Below are 18,178 nucleotides of genomic sequence, written 5' to 3'. Positions count from 1 at the left end.
CTATGATGCATGATTTTAGTAAGCCACAACCTCATGTGGCGAGTCGAGAGGAAATTGCAAAGAAAAGGAAACTACCCGTTTATATGTTGATCATTGTGGGGGTTTTCCTAATTGCACTTCTTGTTTATATGGTCGCGGATCATTCAGCGAATCCAACTGCACAGGCAATACTGTCTCATATGCAGTCGGTACTTTTGGATGCCTAGATCGTTTATTTTTAGACCAAAACCTGTTGAATTGAAAAAACTCATTGGTGTGAATCAATGAGTTTTTTTGCAAAATTATGCGGACTTTTTGTTGTATTAGTGCTGCCGCTTGTTGATTGGAAAATAGACAAAAATTAAGGTTGAGGCATCCATAAGTTATGTTCTTGGTTATAGAGCGATCATGGGTGCTTTGATTAATTTTAAAACACAACATAAGGATAACAACACATGAATGAATACTTTACTGATCCCTCCCAGAGAGGAGGATTCAACGCAATGTATTATTGGGACCAGTTTCACCCAATTTTAGCGGCAATTATGATCTTACTAGTGGGTTGGATTATTGCCTTAATCATTGCCGCAGGTGTAAAGCGGCTATTGCAAAAGGTTGGTACCAATCACAAGTTATCTTCGGTAACTGATCGTACGCCCAATATTGAAAACTTGGTTTCTAAATTGGTGTTTTGGTTTGTTATGATTCTCGCTGTGGTTGGCTCACTCAATGTTTTAAATATTAGTGGTGTAAGTGACCCGTTTAGCAATATGGTAGGACGAGTACTTGCTTATATACCAAACTTATTTGCAGCCGTTGCAGTAGGATTTATTGGTTGGATTGTGGCGCGTTTGGTACGTGCTGGATTGACCAATGTATTATCTAGAACAGAATTAGATGAGAAGCTAAGCAGTGAAGTTGGTGTTAACGCTTTAAGTAGTAATATCGCAGAAATTTTTTACTGGTTGGTTTTATTACTATTTCTACCAATTGTGCTGTCTATTTTAGGTTTAACAGGACTGCTGATTCCTGTACAAAACATGGTAAACGAAGCGATTGCTTATCTGCCTAATTTGTTTATTGCGGGTGTGATCCTTTTTGTAGGTTATATTCTCGCCAAGATTGTGCGCGGTATTGTCGAGGGATTAGGTAATAGCTTGGGATTACAAACGCAAGCTGAAAAAGTAGGATTATTTAAAAACTCAAATATATCGAAATTTTTAGGCTCATTTGTGTTTGCAATTATTGTCATCACAGCGTTGATTGTGGCATTTGAAGCTTTAGGAATCCAAGCGATTTCTCAACCCGCAACCGCGATGTTGAATGAAATTATGTATGCAATTCCACAAATTATTGCAGCTGGTTTAATTCTAATCGTTGCTTATATTGTTTCTCGTTTTGTTGGACGTTTAGTCGCTGAACTGATTTCAGGGGCGGGAATTGATGAAATTCCAATGAAGCTTGATTTGCAACGATTCCTTGGACAAACACGTATTTCTGATCTGATCGGTTATTTGATTGTATTTTTTACCATGTTGTTTGCAATCTCTGAAGCTGCGAACCGTCTTGGCTTAGAGCAAGTAAGTGTTCTGATTGCGATGTTTATTCATTTTGGTGCAAGTATTTTATTGGGTGCAGTCATTTTGGTGATTGGATTCTGGCTCGCCAATGTCGTGGCTAATGTGGTACAACGCGGTGAATACAATAGTTCACGTTGGTTAGCAAACCTAGTTCGTATTTTAATTATGGGCTTAGTGATTGCGATGGGTCTAAAAGCTATGGGTATTGCGGATTCCATTGTGAATTTGGCTTTTGGTTTGACGCTTGGTTCAGTTGCAGTTGCTTTTGCCTTGGCATTTGGTTTAGGTGGTCGTCAACCTGCAGAACGCTTATTGACAGGTTTATTAGATAAGGCAGAGAATGAAGCGAAACAGCCAAATCCGTTAGATAAAGAAATCACACCAAGTCATTCGGTACCACCAATAACACCACCGACCCCACCTTATTCGGATGAATAGTAAAAATAATCTTTGATTTTTTGAACCAATTCGACCACTCTAAGAAGGGTGGTCGTTTTGTTTGTATAAGCATTATTGAGTTTTTATCTATATCGTGATTAGGGCATATTTTAGAAAAACGAGACTTAAAACTGAATTTTAGGGTACATATGACTGTAGTTTAATAGGATTAATCAAAAATTTGACCTGAAAAGCAATTCATTAATAGATAAAGTATCAATAGTCTCTAAATAAAAATTCTATAGAGGAGAGTGAAATGAAGAGGCCAAATCGCGTATTTGCACCGATTATTATTGCAGGTATTACTGTAGGTTTTTTGGCGAGTGCGTACAAATTTGTTGTTGCGAAATCAAATACAGCTAAAGAAAAACCAATTAAAAATACTCAAAAAGTATCTTCTACAGAAGCTGCTAACTCTTCAGATCATCATGCTTAGTGTTATTTAGCAATCGGCTTAATGTGTTAAGTGAACTAAACAAATTGAGCCGCTGCTTGAGCCGAAGACCATGCCCATTGGAAGTTATATCCTCCCAAATGACCTGTTACATCGAGTACTTCACCGATAAAATATAAGCCTTTCTGCTTTTTACTTTCCATGGTTTTTGAAGAAACTTCGCTAGTGTCTACGCCGCCTAATGTGACTTCAGCAGTACGATATCCTTCAGTTCCAGATGGTTTAACAGAAAAGGCGTGCAATTGATCAGCAATTTGCTCTAGTTGTAAATCGCTAAAATTGCCAATCGCAGTTTCACTTTGTTCCGCCCAAATTAGTTGTTGTAGCTCAAGCACGATACTTTTCGCCGTGAATTCACTGAGCAAAGTTCTGAGCATAACTTTGGGTTGCGACTTTTTCTTTTCCTTGAAGAATTGAACTAAATCTTGGCTCGGGAAAAAATCAATTTTAAAGCTTTCACCCACATGCCAATAATTTGAGAGCTGTAATGAACTTGGTCCACTTAAGCCTCGATGAGTAAACAACAAAGCTTCAGTAAATTGATGGCGATCATTCACCAGTGTTGCATCTAAAGCATTACCACTTAAGCGTGTTGTGACTTCTTTAAAATGGTCCGAAAAGGTGAAGGGGACTAGACCCGCACGGGTAGGAAAAACATGGTGTCCAAACTGTTGAGCAAGTTCATATCCAAAACCAGAGCCTCCTAGTGTTGGAATAGATAAGCCACCAGTCGCCACAACGAGAGATTCACAGTGATAAGTGCCTTGATTGGTTTCAATGATAAAACCTGAATCTGTTTGTGCTGTTATGCGTTGTACTTCGCAATGGGTCTGAATCTGAACCTGTTTCGCTTTATTGCACTCTGCAAGTAAAAGTTCGAGGATTTCTTTTGCACCTTTGATTGTAAATAGCTGACCGTGTTTACGTTCTTCATATTCAATACCATATTCGCAGACCAAACCAATAAAATCCCAGTTGGTGTAACGAGTGAGCGCTGAAATAACAAAGTGTGGATTTTCAGAAATATAATTTGAAGGTTCAACATCTAGGTTAGTGAAGTTACACTTGCCACCACCAGACATTAGAATCTTTTTACCTACTTTATTGGCTTTTTCTAATACGACAACGGAACGTCCACGTTTACCAGCCTCTGCAGCCAACATCAAGCCTGATGCACCTGCACCTAAAACAACAACATCAACTTGATGAACCATGAGGATTACTCGGTAGACGAAAAGCGAGCAATTATAAAAGATTTGTGGGGGTTTTAATATGCTTTAAGCTTTCCTTGCAACCCACCTGTATGAATGGCCAGGATTCGAGTGTGGGCAGGGAAATGATTGTGCTGGATTAAATCAAGAAGTCCCATTATCATTTTACCTGTATAAATGTGTTCGAGTGGAATTTGATATTTTTGCTCAAAATTTTGAATAAATTTCAATAATTCAGGTGTGGTTTTGGCATAGCCGCCACCACAATAGGCATCGGTTAAAGACCAATTGCTTTTATCAGTCCATTGTTGAATGTCCTGTTTGAGAAAATCACCTTTCAAGGCTGAAAAGCCTAAAATGTGCTGGTGATCTGAACTGCTTTCAATGATGCCTGCAAGAGTTCCACCAGTACCCACAGCACAACAAATTACGTCATAATTTTCTAAATCATCAGGGGAGAGGATTTCCTGTGTCCCTTGAATGGCAAGGGAATTGCTTCCACCCTCTGGAATAATAAAGGCTTGAGGATATTGCTGTTGAAGTTGTTGTAAATATTCCACTTCATGGCGCAGACGATATTCGGCTCGGCTGACAAAATGCAGTTGCATGCCAAAATCTTGCGCTGTTTGTAGAGTAGGATTTAAGTCTTGGGTCGCAAGTTCTTGACCACGAATGATGCCAATACTTTGAAAGCCAAAGCGTTGAGCTGCATAAGCCGTTGCTGCAATATGATTGGAAAATGCACCGCCAAAAGTGAGGACTTGAGAAAAACCTTGCTGTTGTGCTGCCAAGAGGTTGTATTTGAGTTTAAAAAACTTATTGCCCGAAATCTGGGGATGAATCAGGTCAAGGCGTTTGATGGTCAGTTGAACAGGCTGGGGAAGTTGCAATGTTTGATAAGGTGTATCAAAGGCAATGTGATCAAACATTTTCGAACAAGGGAAATGAATTGAATCCTATTGTAAGTGTATTCGATCGTGAAAGTCAGTATTGTTCTTCGAACCTCGTTCATCTTGGTCAGTATTGGAATGGCTAAATTACTTTATGCATGATTCGATTTAGTCCAATCTAATTCGCTTATGTTTTAACTACTTTTCGATAACATTTACCATAGATGAATTTCAAAAGTTTAAGTGTCTATCACTTGGCTCATGGTTTGTGTGGTTTAGGTAAAATATAGGCAATAAGGTACTTTGATATAAGATTACAGTGTTAAATATAAGCCTAAATTGATTGTGAATAAAAAATAGCAGCGGGTGAAAGATGCAAGGCTTTGTAAAGCGTTTTGCGAGAGGGCTAAAACATCGCCCATACTTATCAGCAACCTTTAGTTTAGGTTTAGTGATCTATGCTGTTTTGCATTTTTTTACGCCTTGGCAATGGGCGACTTGTCTACAAATTGGGTGGAATATTGCCATTTGGTTATATTTATTTCTGACTTTAAAAATGATGTGGCGCTTAGACTCAACTCATATTTTACAACGCGCTCAGCAACAAGATGCAGGGAAATGGGCAATTCTGAATGTTGTCTTGATCGCCATTGTGATCTGTTTTATTTCAATTGTAGTACAACTCAGCCATGTCCCCAAAGATCAGGCTTTTTTAAAAGGATTCCTGATTTTATTGACCATAGGGACTATTTTTTCAACATGGCTGTTACTACATACCTTATTTGCGATTCATTATGCGCATGATTATTATCTTGCCAAAAGTCAGCAAAAGAATCCTGGTTTAGATTTTCCAAAAACTGATCAACCTGATTATCTCGATTTTATTTATTTTAGTTATATTATCGGCACTTCTGCACAAACGGCAGATGTTTCGATTACCAGTTCTGAATTGAGGCATCTGAATATTTTTCATTGTGTTTTGGCTTTTATTTTTAATACCATGATTTTAGCCATCGCAATCAATGTGGCAGCCAGTTTGATTGGATTATAATTGATAACTTATTTTTATTGATTGAATTAAAATTCATCATTTTTATTTTTGATTAGTGACGTCTATTTTAAAAGCTAGATGACATCGCAAGGATAAAAACATGACCACTCAGCATCAAGTTAATCAACAGCAATACCAAGATAAATCGCAAGCTTATTTAAACAGTCACGTACATGCACAAGGCGTCGAATTTCAGAAGATACAACAACTCATCCAATCTCATCAATTTCAAAAAGTCTTAGATTTGGGCTGTGGTGGTGGGCATGTGACTTATCAGGTGGCAGCATTGGTTGATGAAGTAGTTGCCTATGATTTAACACCGTCAATGGTTGAGCTTGTATCGATTCAAGCCAAACAACGAGGTTTTGAAAACGTGATTGCCCAACAAGGTGCAGCGGAAAAATTACCTTTTATAGATCAATGTTTTGACTGTGTCATCACGCGTTATTCAGCGCATCATTGGCAGAGTGTTGCTCAGGCAATGCATGAAATTTATCGTGTATTAACTCAAGACGGCAAAGTTATTATTGTTGATATTTTAGGAAATTCAAATCCAGCGATTGATAGCTTTTTTCAGACCATTGAAATGATTCGAGATCCGAGTCATGTCAGAAATTATAGTTTGCAGGAATGGATGTATTTCGCGGAATCTACAGGCTTTAAAGTTGAAACCGTTGCAAAGCAACGTTTGGATTTAGATTTCCAAAGTTGGACAGAACGGATGCAAACGCCTGAATATGCCATTACCACCATACGTGATTTACAAAGCAAAGCATCAGAGCAGGTGCAACGATATTATCAAATCAAAGCCGATGGTTCTTTTAGCAGTGAAGTTGCTTATATCGTTTTATCAAAATAAGTTGAATAACCATAGGGCAGCAATTTACCCTATGGCTTTTTAAAATTTAATGAAAAACTGCTTCCAAAGCATTTAAGCCAACTTTAGGATCGAGTAAACCATTGTAAATCTCTGGAATTTCACGTTCGACACCTAAGAGCTGATAAATGGCAATCATGGCAGAACGTACTGAATATTCCACCGTGAAAACCACATCATCTTCAAGCTCTACGAATTGACCTAAGAAAGCAAAGTTGACCGCATTTTCTGGAATGACCAATGGGCGATCACCAGCTTTACGACATGCAAATAGGGCAGAGGCATAAGGCATCATTACCGTGGTAATGTCGGTATGTGCCAACACATGATCTAAGATGTCATCGAAACCAAATTGATGAATCAACTCAATTAAAATCTCTTGACCTGTGGCTTCACTCATTGGTTTTTTAATGTAGTCGCCGATATGATCAATTTCAAAACCATAACCCCATAAGGTAAATTTGCCTTCTGGTAAGTCAGCAAAATGCGGTTGAGCTGGAACGACCACAGACAGATGCCAACCAGATTCAAACCAAGTCATCAATGCACCTGTACCGGGTTCATTTCCTGTGTAATCAATAATCCGTTTTAGCAGCACATCATCATGCATGGTGAGCGTAAAGGATTTCCATTTATGCTCATCAATGTTGCCATAAAAGGTCATTGGACGACCAAAATCAGGGGCTTTTTGAGCCAGTGTTTCCCACAAACGCCAGCCATGATCTTGTCGATCACGAATCAGCTCAGGAACATCGAATTTATCACCATAACGTGAGTCAGCCGTAATTGAACCTAAAGTAAAGAGTGCAAGATCATGCTCGCCCAGTTGAATTTGTTCAGTGCCTTCTGGAATGTTGACATAGAGTTTGGCTGCCTTACGTTCCTTCGTTTGGGCATCTTCGACAAAGTCTGCATCTGTGACATAACTACCGAAACGAACATCAACGCCTTGTTCCACCAACCAGCGTTGTAGCGGATGAATCATTGAATCATATTGATTGTATTTGGTTCTTTTCACGCCTGCTAAGGTATGAATGCGTGGTAATTCTTGAATGAAACGTAAAAAATAACGGCGTAATTCTGCTGCGCTATGCCATTTTTGAAACGCAAAAGTGGTTCGCCACATCCGCCAAAAATTAGTTTGGAAAAATGCATCATCAAAAAATTCATCGATACGGCGACTACCAATACGATCTTCTTTTAATGCTAACAGCCGTAACATTTGAGCACGGTTGAGCGTTGATAATCCCAATTTTTGAGCTTCTGCAATAATATGATTTGAGTCGATCAAACGTGCTTGAGCATTGGTTTTAATTTGTTCGTTAAATTCACGACATTCTTCACGAACAGAAATGTCTGGATTTTCTAAAGATGGGATGCTTGAAAATAAATCCCAAGTACACAAATAAGTCTCATCAGTTAGCATACGCCCACCACGCGTGACCCATGTTTGGTTCGGATTAAGCGGATTATGTCCACCATCCATTGAACCACCAGAAACATTCAACTCTTCTAGAATATGGATATGTTCGGCTGGCACTTTAGCGTCACGAATCGCAAAAGCAGCAGCAGCCATACCAGCTATGCCTCCACCTACAATCCAAAGATGTGATTTAGAGCGATCTAATGTTTTCAGTCTTTTATTTTGCATCTGATGTGCCTCGGTTGTAGTTCTAAAGAAAATTAAAGCCATAATTTTATTATGGGATTATGTGTTTTAAAAATATATGAAAGTTCTGCTAAAAATCGATGATAAATTATTATCAGAAAAAAACTTTAATAGAAAAAATGGATGCACAATAAAATTTTACTGTTCATATGCTATGTTTTAACTGTTTGATATTGAAATTAAATTGAGTTTTTACTCTATTTTTGGTTTTTTACTAAATATCAAATTGCTGGAAAAATCCTTAAATTTATAAACAGAAATCAAAAAAATTATATCTTCTATTATAGTTTTTTAAGTAAAATAAATAGTTGAAAATTATTCTAATCTTGAGGTCTATCTTGGAATCATTATTGATTTTAGGCTCTATTACTTTGGCATTAATGTTGGGGGCAATTAGTCCTGGTCCTACATTTATTTATGTTGCCAAAAACTCAATTGCGATTTCACGTAAACATGGCTTATTTACTGCGCTTGGTACAGGCACGGGTGCAGCATTATTTGGTTTGCTGGCAGTGATGGGGCTACAAGCGATTTTGCTGGCTGTGCCTTCTGCCTATATTGCTTTGAAAGTTTTTGGTGGTCTCTACTTACTTTGGCTGGCGTATAAAATTATTAAACATGCCAAAGAACCCATGGAAGCTGTAAATGGTGCAGTGAAGACCATGAGTTATACGCAAGCATTTCGTTTAGGACTGATTACCCAACTCAGTAACCCTAAAATTGCGATTATCCTTGCCAGTATTTTTACCGCGTTATTGCCGAAAGAAATCCCAACGTATTTTTATGTGGTGTTGCCGATGCTATGCTTCTTTATTGATGCAGGTTGGTATTCGCTAGTGGCTGTTGCATTGTCAGCAGAAGGTCCTCGCAAAGTGTATTTAAAATCTAAGGCTGTTTTTGATCGTATTGCAGGTGGGGTGATGACCTTGCTGGGATTGAAGTTAATCTTTGGAATGAAGTGATACCGTAAAAAAGCGACTATGGAAGTCGCTTTTTTATTGCCTAAAATCAGCTCATTTGTCTTAATCTTTAAAATGTACAGGAATCCATTGATAGCTCTTTCCATCTGCTGAATAAATATGTCCAATGCCGGGGAACGGTAAATGTGGAGCGGCAATGGTTTGTCCATTTTTAGCGAAATTAGCAAATTGCTTTAAACGTGTTTGAACCGCTTTTTTCGGATCAATATCGTATTCAATTGCTGTTTCAGGTTTATCAAATTGCACGGTATGTGAATGTACGATATCACCAATAAACACCACATTTTCATCTTTGGTTTTTAATTCATAACTAAAATGCCCAGGTGTATGACCCGCCGTGTTAATGACTTTAAAGCCCTGAATTTCATCACCGAGTTTATAGGTTTTAAAGCGTTGTTTGGCTTGGTAAGGCGCAATCGCTTGTTTAATTTTCTCAACCGTACCTGAGTAATTGGCTTGTTTTTCTTTCGGTAGTTTTGCTGCTTGTTTCGGATCTAACCAAAAACTTGCTTCATCATTCGATACGTATACGGTTGCATTCGGGAAATTGGCAACGCCATCTTTACTAATACCACAGACATGATCGGGATGTAGATGTGTGAGTAGAATCGTATCGACTTGTTCTGGTTGATAGTCTGATGCTTTTAGGTTGGTTAACACTGAACCTAAATGTGAGCCGAAACAACTCGCTGCACCGCTATCGACTAAAACCAGAGATTTTCCTGTATTGACGAGGAAGGCATTGACTGAAGTTTGTACGCCTTTATCTTGATCTGCATAGTATTTTTTTGAAATCTCGTGAACTTGTTGTTGTGGAATGTCTTTAAATAAGTTTGGCGACATAAAGTTGGTGCCATCAAGCAAGGCAGTGATTTGTACGTCATCTGCTTGATATTGGTAGTAGCCTGCAACCTGTTTTTGTTGTTCAATGATCGGCAGAGTTTTGCTAGTTTCTGCATGGATAAGGAATGGAAGGCTGCTTAAGAATGATGCTGAAAGGAGTAGGGCTGTTTTTTTCATAAGGTCATTAAAGTTATTAGAGAAACAACACTTTTAACATGAATTGCAACTTGACAGGGAGGATTTTCCAACAAAAAATCTGTCTGTGTAAGTGAGTTTTGTTCTGAGTTTCAAAAGAGTTTATGTTCGTGCTTCAATTTATTTGTCGATTGTTTTGGACTTTTTTCCATTCAATAACAGTGCAAATTAATATTGTAGGGAGGATGAGAACAAATTGCAGATAACCAAAGGTGATTAAAGGTGATGGGGTGAGTATAGCAAGAATTAAAATAAAGGGTGCAAGCATAAAGCCTAAAATGCAACTATAGATCATGCTGCGCATTAAGGATATTTGAGCAAGCTTTTTGGCAAAGAAATGCTGGAACAACAATTGAGTGATTATTGCAGGAATGATACCAAGTAAATAACCAAAGGGTGTAATTAAAAATAATCCTCCAATCATTGGAAATATGATTGAGGGCGTAATGAGACCTTTTAAAAAGCGTATTGGATCACCAAACATAATGGGGCTATGAAATGTGATTACAATGATTAATGTTCCAATAAATGGTCCCCAAATGACAAATGCTGAACTAAGCCATTTAGGTTTCTGTGGAAAGTTCGTGTTTGTAATAGGCATATTATAAGTTTTATCATGGTTTTATTTTTGCACACTAACACAAAAAAAGACTTCCAAAGAAGTCTTTTAAGCCACTAGACGCTGATTAAGACACTTTATCACCAGCTTTAGCACCAGATTCAGGTGAAATCACCCAAACACCTTCGCCATTACCTGCGGCAAGTACCATACCGTTAGAAATACCAAAACGCATTTTGCGAGGTGCAAGGTTAGCCACCATCACCACCAATTTGCCTTTTAAGTCTTCGGGCTCATAAAACTCACGAATACCACTAAACACATTACGTGGTTCAGCTTCACCTACATTTAACGTGAGTTGAAGTAATTTATCAGAACCTTCTACCGTTGCAGCTTCTAAAACTTCAGCTACACGTAGGTCAACTTTCATAAAGTCTTCAATACCAATAATTTCAGCTTCACCCATTTTAGGTTCAGGCTTCTTCTCGGCTTTCTTCTCTTTTTTCTTTTCCACTTTTGGTGCTTCTGCCGCAGCAGCTAAAGAGTCTTTAGATGCATCAACCATTGCAGCAACTGCTTTAGGATCAACACGCTGCATCAGTGGTTGGAATTGTGCAATTTCGTGTGCAACGAGGATTTGCTGACGTGATGCAAAGTCAAAGCTTTCAAGTTGTAAGAAAGACTGAACTTGAGCCGCAAGTGTTGGAAGCACTGGAGCTAAGTAAATCGCAAGCTGACGGAATAAGTTGATACCAACTGAGCAAACATCATGAACTTGTTGTTCTTGACCTTCTTGCTTCGCAAGTGCCCACGGTTTTTTCTCATCAATATATTGATTCGCTTTATCCGCAAGTGCCATGATTTCACGAATAGCCGCAGAAAATTCGCGTGCTTCATAGGCTTGAGCAATTGAATCGCCCGCATCAATAAAGCTTTGAACCAATTCAGGTTCAGCGCATGTGTTAGAAAGCGTATTATTGAAATTGCTGTTAATGAATTTTGCACAACGGCTGGCAATATTTACCACTTTACCGACAAGGTCAGAATTCACTTTCTGTACGAAGTCATCCAAATTCAAATCTGAATCTTCAACTTTGTCAGAAAGCTTAGAAGCAAAGTAATAACGTAAATATTCTGGGTTCAAATGCTGTAAATAAGTTTCAGCTTTAATGAATGTGCCACGAGATTTTGACATCTTCTGACCATTCACCGTTAAGAAGCCATTTACAAATAAACCAGATGGGGTGCGGTAGTTCGCACCTTCAAGCATTGCAGGCCAGAACAGTGCATGGAAGTAAACAATGTCTTTACCAATGAAGTGATAAACTTCTTTGTCGCTGTCTTTTTTCCAGAAATCATCAAAGCTTAAATCAGGACGTTTGGTTTTGATGTAGTTTTCAAAACTCGACATATAACCAATCGGTGCATCGACCCAAACATAGAAATATTTGTTTGGTGCATCTGGAATTTCAAAACCGAAGTATGGCGCATCACGTGAGATGTCCCAGTCATTCAAGCCATTTTCAAACCATTCGTCCAGCTTGTTGGCAATCGATACCGGCAAGCGACCTTCATCACGAGTCCATTTTTGCAGGTATTCACCAAAATTTGGCAATTTAAAGAAGTAATGATCAGATGATTTTTCGACTGGAGTTGCGCCACTTAAAGTGGAATGCGGATTCAACAACTCTGTCGCATTATAAGTTGCACCGCAGACTTCACATGAGTCGCCGTACTGATCTTCCGCCTTACATTTCGGACAGGTGCCTTTAATGAAACGGTCTGACAGGAACATGCCTTTTTCAGGATCAAAAAGCTGGGTCACCGGACGAACTGCAATATTGCCCGCATCACGGTTTTTCACATAGATTTCTGACGCACGGGCACGGTTGGTATCGCTATGTGTAGAATCATAATGATCGAAATGCACACCGAAACCGTCAAAGTCACGAATGTGTTCTTTTTGCACATTGGCAATTTGCGCTTCAGGTGAAATGCCATTCGCTTCGGCACGTAGCATGATCGCGGTTCCGTGAGCATCATCCGCACAGACATAAGTCACATCATGACCCATCGCACGCATGGCACGTACCCAAATATCTGCTTGGATATAGCCAAGTAAGTGACCCATATGAATCGGGCCATTGGCGTAAGGAAGGGCATTGGTGACTAAAATTTTACGCACGGATATTGTTCTCTCATTCGTATTTACAAGGCAAATGATTTTACATGACTTAAGAGCGACTTGCACAAGGGAATCGGTGAAATCTTTTTAGCCTGAAGGGAATCTTATTTTGAAACTTCATACAAGCTTCACTTTGGCTTCAACCAAAACACATTTCATTTGTTAAAAATAAGCACAATCTCAAAAATAGAGGAATAGAAAAGAGGTCTTGGTCTTTAGTCTGTGCATCACTCTCAGCCAGTATAGTTTCTGTTTTTAGTTTTGTGATTCCATTTTGTTTGTTCTTAAATGTTCGACAGAATCATCTGATTCATGTGGTCAGTGATAGGATGGAAGTCATGATGTATCTGACCCCAATCCTTCTCATTTTGGCTTTTATCTTTTATTTGATTGTTTTTGCAGTATTGAAACTGCCCACTCAGATTTTTGATTTATTGCAGTTTTTAAAAATAAGCCTTGTCATTTTAATTGCTTGGACATTCCTCGTTGCAATGATTTTATTCGAAGATCAGGTCAATCAGATTGATTTCTCAGCCTTAAAGATCGGTATTTTGATGTATTTCACCATGCTACCGATTCTGGCGTTAGGATGTATGAGTGCGAATACATGTTACTTTTTAATAGGTAAAAAATGAAAAATTATTATAGTGAAGATATTTCTTTTATATGGTGGTGTATCCGTTCAATTATTTCGGGATCAGTTGCAACTATTAGTATTGTGATTTGTGTATGGGGCTTTCTGATTTATGAACAGTACTTTCCTTCTGAAACTCTTTCTAATGGAGAAATTAGAGGTATTGGGGCAATAATTATGTTTACTCCAATTTTGATTGGATGGCATAGTTTTCTTTATTTTGTAATTGGTTATTTTTTACCTAAACCTAAGAAAGTCATAGATAAATCGCAAATTCTTAGAGCTTTAGTTTTTTTATTCATAGGTTATCTTGTAAGCAGTATTCTCTTATTGGGCTTTCAGTTAGAGCTATTGATCACTTTGATTTCTGCATATATTTTTATGCTAATTCCACTGTTACTTGGAGTTATTACAGCAAATAGTATAGAAAAATTCTTAGATAAATAATAATCAAATATTTGAATTAATTTGTTTTTAGTGAAGTATGCATCCCTAAGGATTACATACTTTGCATCTGCTTAACGGTCACACTTTGCTTGGAGTTCTTCCTTAAAGAGATGATTTTCCCTTTAGATAAGAAATGGATGTGATAGCTTTTTAAACTATTGGTTTTTGGATCAACTGTAATTTCGGCAAATAGCGGTGTTTGCCAAAGTTCATCACTTCCCAAAGTACCTAACCATGCTTGAGCTTTGATCACAGTCGTAAATTCATCTTTAACTTGTAAGTCGCTAATGCTCATTTCGCTGCACCAATGAACGGTCTTTGGAAATTCAACTTTTGAAAATTTCCAACAAATTGAAAGTGCCAAACTTGTTGCGATTCCCGCATAATCATTGCTTTCATTATGAATGACAGGAAGTAATTGTTCTGCCAAATCACCTTCAAAAGAATCAATCATGCTTTGGATTCTTCGTTTGCTCGAAAGAATATAATTCAGGCGCTTTTGTTGAGCTTGCAGTTCATTTTGAATTTCTAGAAGTTCATTTTCATTCATATATAAAGCTTTATAAGTCAGGTTAATTTCACGATAGCGCAAAAGTATATCTGAACTATTTCTGTATATTGTGAATAGTTTTTAATTGAAATTTGATGGTTGTAAAAATGATCGAAACACCAAGACTGATTTTACGCCAATGGCGAGACACGGATTATTTACCTTTTGCAGAGATGAGCGCTAATCCAGAGGTTATGCGGTATTTTCCAAAAGTTCTAACTCGCGCTGAAAGCAATGCTTATATTGATAAATTAAAAGCAATCATTCAAAAACAAGGTTGGGGTTTTTGGGCAGTGGAATTCAGAGAAACCCAACAATTTATTGGTTTTGTGGGTTTACATGATCAACCCACACAATTTTCCTTTTCAACTTACGTTGAAATTGGTTGGCGCTTAGATCAAGCTTTTTGGGGGAGGGGTTATGCGCCAGAAGCGGTAAATGCTGCTTTAGCTTTTGCGTTTGATCAGTTCAAACTAGAAAAAAGTTGTATCTTTTATACCCTAGATAATAAAAAATCTTAGAAGGTGATGGAGAAGATAAAAATGAGAAAGATCACTGAATTTCAACATCCTGCTTTAGATATCAATCATCCATTAAGCTGGCACGTACTGTATGAAATATCTAAACAGGAGTTTAAGGGGTAAAACCGCTGTTATTATTTTATATGATTCTTATATCTAAAAATTCAAAAGATTATCGAACAGAAATGATTTGAATCATCCTGTATCCCATTTGTTTCAATTTGCAGCAATTCCTCTAAATATCCGCAGAATCTTGTATAACTATAACTGAAAGCAACAGTAATTTATTACGATATAACAAGAGGAACAAGACATGAGTAATGACAAAATTGATCAGTTAAAAGAGTTCGCATCAAAAGACTTGGAGCAAACTAAAACAGATTTACAGCAAGCCAAAGATAAAGTCAGCGAACTTGGAAATGACATCAAGCAAAAAGGTCAGGAAACTGTCGAAGACGTTAAAAACTTTGCAGCTAAAGATCTTGATCAAACGAAAGCTGATCTGCAACAAGCGAAAGATAAAGCGAATGAGTTGAAGCAAAAGGGTGAGCAAACTTTAGATGATTTAAAAACAAATGCAACGGATCAGTATGGTGAGGGCAAAGCTGCTTTATCTGCTAAAGCAGATGAGCTGAAAGAAAAATTGGCAGATACTCAGCATGCAGCCAAAGAGAAATTAGATCATTTAAAACAAGAAGCAAGCCATAAGTTAGAAGATGCCAAAGCAAAAGCTGCTGAACTAAAAGATGAAGCTGCTGCTAAGCTTGAAGATCTAAAAGCTCAAGCGAGCCATAAACTGGATGATTTAAAGAAAGCTGCAACAGATACATTAAATAAATTCAAAGGTTAATCTTTTGATGACTATTTAACATCATGCTTATACTCAGAGAAGAAAACACGTTCATAAAAAATGAGCAATTATCTTCTCTGATGTGAGCGTCCAATCTTCAATACTGCTAAACTAGCCAAACTCAGTGATATATTGATCATCTGTTTTTGGAGTAAACAAAATGTCGTGGCTTTCTTCCTTAAAATCTGTTTTTTCACCAGCACAAGAAGTGAAGGAAGATGAAATTCAAACTGTTTTACAAAATTATGTGCTGCCACATTCTGAAAATGCATTAAAAGATCGTATCAGCCAAGTGAATGTACAAGGTCGGATTTTACAACTCACGATTAATACTTTTCCTCAAGAAAAAGATCACTTACAACAGATTCACGACGAACTCGCTGAAGCTCTGGAAAAATGCGGTATCCAAGAGTTAAATTTACATATTATCCAACAAAAACATGCAGCGCATGGTGAAGCAGGTCATAGCTGCTCATCGAAGCCAAAAGCAGAAAATAGCAATTTACCACCTGTAATGGATGCTTCTCCTAAAGCGGAAGTCGATCCCAATAATCCACCGATTCAAAAAGCTGCACCACAACAACGCGATGTGGCTGCACATCCACGTATTCAAAATGTAATATTGGTATCGTCAGGAAAAGGTGGGGTCGGTAAATCAACCACCACAGTGAATCTGGCGCTTGCATTGCAACAACTCGGTCTAAAAGTCGGTGTTTTGGATGCAGATATCTATGGTCCAAGTATTCCAACCATGTTAGGGAATGCTGGACGTACTCCACAAATTGAAAATGAAAATTTTGTGCCCTTAGATGCGTATGGCATGGCTGTGCTTTCAATCGGACATTTGATTGGTGCACACAATACACCTGTGGCTTGGCGTGGTCCTAAAGCGACTGGTGCATTGATGCAACTTTTTAACCAAACACTTTGGCCAGATTTAGATGTGTTAGTGATTGATATGCCACCTGGTACAGGTGATATCCAACTGACTTTGGCACAACGCATTCCAGTAACAGGCGCTGTGATTGTCACGACTCCTCAAAATGTTGCACTTATGGATGCGGTAAAAGGAATCGAACTCTTTAACAGAGTAAATATTCCTGTACTCGGTGTTATTGAAAATATGTCGACACATATTTGTTCTAACTGTGGGCATGAAGAACAGATCTTTGGGATAGGCGGAGGAGATCAATTGTCTGAGCAATATGATATTCCTTTATTAGGACGTTTACCTTTAGACGCAAAAATTCGTGAACATGCAGATAATGGTAAACCAAGTGTGATTGCTCAGGATGCAGCCGCAGAGAGCTACCTCAATATCGCACAAGCTGTATTAAAACAAATGGATAAATTGCCAAAACGTCAGCGTGATGAAAATCGTATTTTCTAAATTTGAAAAGCCTCTCATTTAGAGGCTTTTTTTAATGTCATTATTTGATTGCAGTACTTGTTTTCTTTTTTTCCAAGCATTCACTACGCTCCAACGCCAAAGTAAATGTGTAATTAAATAAAAACTAATCGCAAATAAAATTGCTTCAATGATAAGCCCTGACACGAGAATCTTCGCAAGGCTGAAATCAATATGACCATGACCAAAATTCTTAAGCCAATTGATAATTTGGTGTAAAACTCCTAAAAGCATATCGCTATTGATCATGCGCACATGATAAATTTTAGTTCCAAACCAAAAACCTAAATAGAGAATTGGAACGACAGTGAGCGGATTGGTTAACCAAGCCATACATAGACCAATAGGCAAGTTCACTTCAAACCATAACACAGTCAAAATAATGAATAGGCTATGAAAAGGGACAGGTAATATTCCCCAAAATGTTCCAATAAACATGGCTTTCGCGATAGAACGACGGTTCACATACCAAAGTAGAGGATTTAAGGTGCGCTCACCAAAAATTCTCATAAATTTTAGACTAGCAACTTTCTCTGATGAAGGCAGCCACTTGTTAAAAAACTTCTTAGGCATAAGCGAGGGAACACATTTAAAGAGAAAGTGAACGAATGTATATAAAATAACATTATTTACTTATTGAAAACTTAAAATAGCACCAAAGTTTATCTTGTTAAAAAATAAAAAAACTTAAAATACGTTATATGTGTTGTATTTTAGCGTGGTTTTTTACTCATGTGACTCTTGAGTAGAGTGTACTTGTAATTAATAAAATATAGATAAAACATTTATTTAAATAGGCTCTCGTCATAAGTGCTTACAGTTAAAATTTTGCTATCATTTGGCAATTATATTAATCT

Annotated in this window: 18 protein-coding genes and 1 pseudogene; 11 read left to right on the top strand and 8 right to left on the bottom strand. The window is 37.8% G+C overall.

All coding sequences use genetic code 11. The features are described from left to right. Positions 1 to 5 precede the first annotated feature (5 nt). From F907_RS04070 to F907_RS04080, 3 genes are all read left to right on the top strand, one after another. The gene (locus F907_RS04070) at positions 6 to 206 is read left to right on the top strand and encodes a hypothetical protein (RefSeq protein ID WP_032862350.1); all 201 of its coding nucleotides are present in this window, start codon (positions 6 to 8) and stop codon (positions 204 to 206) included. A gap of 228 nt (positions 207 to 434) precedes the next feature. Then, a complete protein-coding gene (locus F907_RS04075; RefSeq protein ID WP_016652944.1) occupies positions 435 to 1,997 on the top strand; it encodes a mechanosensitive ion channel in 1,563 nt (520 codons plus the stop codon). Positions 1,998 to 2,253: 256 nt separating this feature from the next. After that, positions 2,254 to 2,433 carry a hypothetical protein gene (locus tag F907_RS04080; protein WP_005158592.1) on the top strand — a complete coding sequence of 60 codons (180 nt, stop codon included), beginning with the start codon at positions 2,254 to 2,256 and terminating at the stop codon, positions 2,431 to 2,433. A gap of 35 nt (positions 2,434 to 2,468) precedes the next feature. Here the strand turns inward: F907_RS04080 and F907_RS04085 are convergent, their stop codons facing one another. Next, a complete protein-coding gene (locus F907_RS04085) occupies positions 2,469 to 3,665 on the bottom strand; it encodes a BaiN/RdsA family NAD(P)/FAD-dependent oxidoreductase (RefSeq protein ID WP_016652943.1) in 1,197 nt (398 codons plus the stop codon). Positions 3,666 to 3,718: 53 nt separating this feature from the next. Further along, on the bottom strand, positions 3,719 to 4,591 hold the full coding sequence (locus tag F907_RS04090; protein ID WP_016652942.1) for a 1-aminocyclopropane-1-carboxylate deaminase/D-cysteine desulfhydrase: 873 nt from the start codon (positions 4,589 to 4,591) through the stop codon (positions 3,719 to 3,721). A 334-nt stretch (positions 4,592 to 4,925) separates the two neighbouring features. Between F907_RS04090 and F907_RS04095 the strand changes: the two genes are divergently transcribed. Both F907_RS04095 and F907_RS04100 read left to right on the top strand, forming a co-directional pair. Then, positions 4,926 to 5,603, top strand: a complete 678-nt coding sequence (locus F907_RS04095) for a DUF1345 domain-containing protein (protein WP_005158588.1) — start codon at positions 4,926 to 4,928, stop codon at positions 5,601 to 5,603. A 100-nt stretch (positions 5,604 to 5,703) separates the two neighbouring features. Further along, positions 5,704 to 6,462: a class I SAM-dependent methyltransferase gene (locus F907_RS04100; RefSeq protein WP_016652941.1), complete on the top strand. Its 759-nt coding sequence runs from the start codon at positions 5,704 to 5,706 to the stop codon at positions 6,460 to 6,462. A gap of 46 nt (positions 6,463 to 6,508) precedes the next feature. On the opposite strand, the gene F907_RS04105 is transcribed toward F907_RS04100, so the two are convergent. Beyond that, complete coding sequence (locus F907_RS04105; protein WP_016652940.1) at positions 6,509 to 8,131, bottom strand: oleate hydratase; 1,623 nt, start codon at positions 8,129 to 8,131, stop codon at positions 6,509 to 6,511. 356 nt (positions 8,132 to 8,487) lie between these two features. Here F907_RS04105 and F907_RS04110 point away from each other — a divergent pair, with 356 nt between their 5' ends. Continuing rightward, a complete protein-coding gene (locus F907_RS04110) occupies positions 8,488 to 9,111 on the top strand; it encodes a LysE family translocator (protein ID WP_016652939.1) in 624 nt (207 codons plus the stop codon). 60 nt (positions 9,112 to 9,171) lie between these two features. On the opposite strand, the gene F907_RS04115 is transcribed toward F907_RS04110, so the two are convergent. The 3 genes from F907_RS04115 to metG form a co-directional block, all read right to left on the bottom strand. Continuing rightward, positions 9,172 to 10,149, bottom strand: a complete 978-nt coding sequence (locus tag F907_RS04115) for an MBL fold metallo-hydrolase (RefSeq protein ID WP_016652938.1) — start codon at positions 10,147 to 10,149, stop codon at positions 9,172 to 9,174. Between the two features lie 133 nt (positions 10,150 to 10,282). Next, a complete protein-coding gene (locus F907_RS04120) occupies positions 10,283 to 10,768 on the bottom strand; it encodes a hypothetical protein (protein ID WP_016652937.1) in 486 nt (161 codons plus the stop codon). 85 nt (positions 10,769 to 10,853) lie between these two features. Next, complete coding sequence (gene metG / locus F907_RS04125; RefSeq protein ID WP_016652936.1) at positions 10,854 to 12,911, bottom strand: methionine--tRNA ligase; 2,058 nt, start codon at positions 12,909 to 12,911, stop codon at positions 10,854 to 10,856. 194 nt (positions 12,912 to 13,105) lie between these two features. On the opposite strand from metG, the gene F907_RS0118125 reads away from it, so the two are divergent. Then, on the top strand, positions 13,106 to 13,546 hold the full coding sequence (locus F907_RS0118125) for a hypothetical protein (RefSeq protein ID WP_032862303.1): 441 nt from the start codon (positions 13,106 to 13,108) through the stop codon (positions 13,544 to 13,546). Continuing rightward, complete coding sequence (locus F907_RS04130) at positions 13,543 to 13,992, top strand: hypothetical protein (RefSeq protein WP_016652934.1); 450 nt, start codon at positions 13,543 to 13,545, stop codon at positions 13,990 to 13,992. Before F907_RS0118125 ends, F907_RS04130 begins: the two co-directional genes overlap by 4 nt. Positions 13,993 to 14,044: 52 nt before the next feature. Here F907_RS04130 and F907_RS04135 read toward each other — a convergent pair whose 3' ends face one another. Beyond that, entirely contained in the window at positions 14,045 to 14,542 is a 498-nt protein-coding gene (locus F907_RS04135) for a hypothetical protein (RefSeq protein ID WP_032862347.1), read from the bottom strand. Positions 14,543 to 14,649: 107 nt separating this feature from the next. Between F907_RS04135 and F907_RS0118120 the strand changes: the two are divergent. The 3 genes and pseudogenes from F907_RS0118120 to apbC all read left to right on the top strand — a co-directional run bounded on the left by F907_RS0118120 (position 14,650) and on the right by apbC (position 17,303). Next, a pseudogene (locus F907_RS0118120) lies at positions 14,650 to 15,186 on the top strand (GNAT family N-acetyltransferase). 190 nt (positions 15,187 to 15,376) lie between these two features. Then, the gene (locus tag F907_RS04140) at positions 15,377 to 15,913 is read left to right on the top strand and encodes a hypothetical protein (RefSeq protein ID WP_016652930.1); all 537 of its coding nucleotides are present in this window, start codon (positions 15,377 to 15,379) and stop codon (positions 15,911 to 15,913) included. 160 nt (positions 15,914 to 16,073) lie between these two features. After that, positions 16,074 to 17,303, top strand: a complete 1,230-nt coding sequence (apbC, locus tag F907_RS04145) for an iron-sulfur cluster carrier protein ApbC (protein ID WP_016652929.1) — start codon at positions 16,074 to 16,076, stop codon at positions 17,301 to 17,303. A gap of 18 nt (positions 17,304 to 17,321) precedes the next feature. Here apbC and F907_RS04150 read toward each other — a convergent pair whose 3' ends face one another. After that, complete coding sequence (locus tag F907_RS04150; RefSeq protein WP_016652928.1) at positions 17,322 to 17,894, bottom strand: DUF2062 domain-containing protein; 573 nt, start codon at positions 17,892 to 17,894, stop codon at positions 17,322 to 17,324. Positions 17,895 to 18,178 lie beyond the last annotated feature (284 nt).

This window comes from Acinetobacter colistiniresistens (assembly GCF_000413935.1).
GTDB classification, from domain to species: domain Bacteria; phylum Pseudomonadota; class Gammaproteobacteria; order Pseudomonadales; family Moraxellaceae; genus Acinetobacter; species Acinetobacter colistiniresistens.
This window is presented reverse-complemented; position numbering and strand designations above follow the sequence as displayed.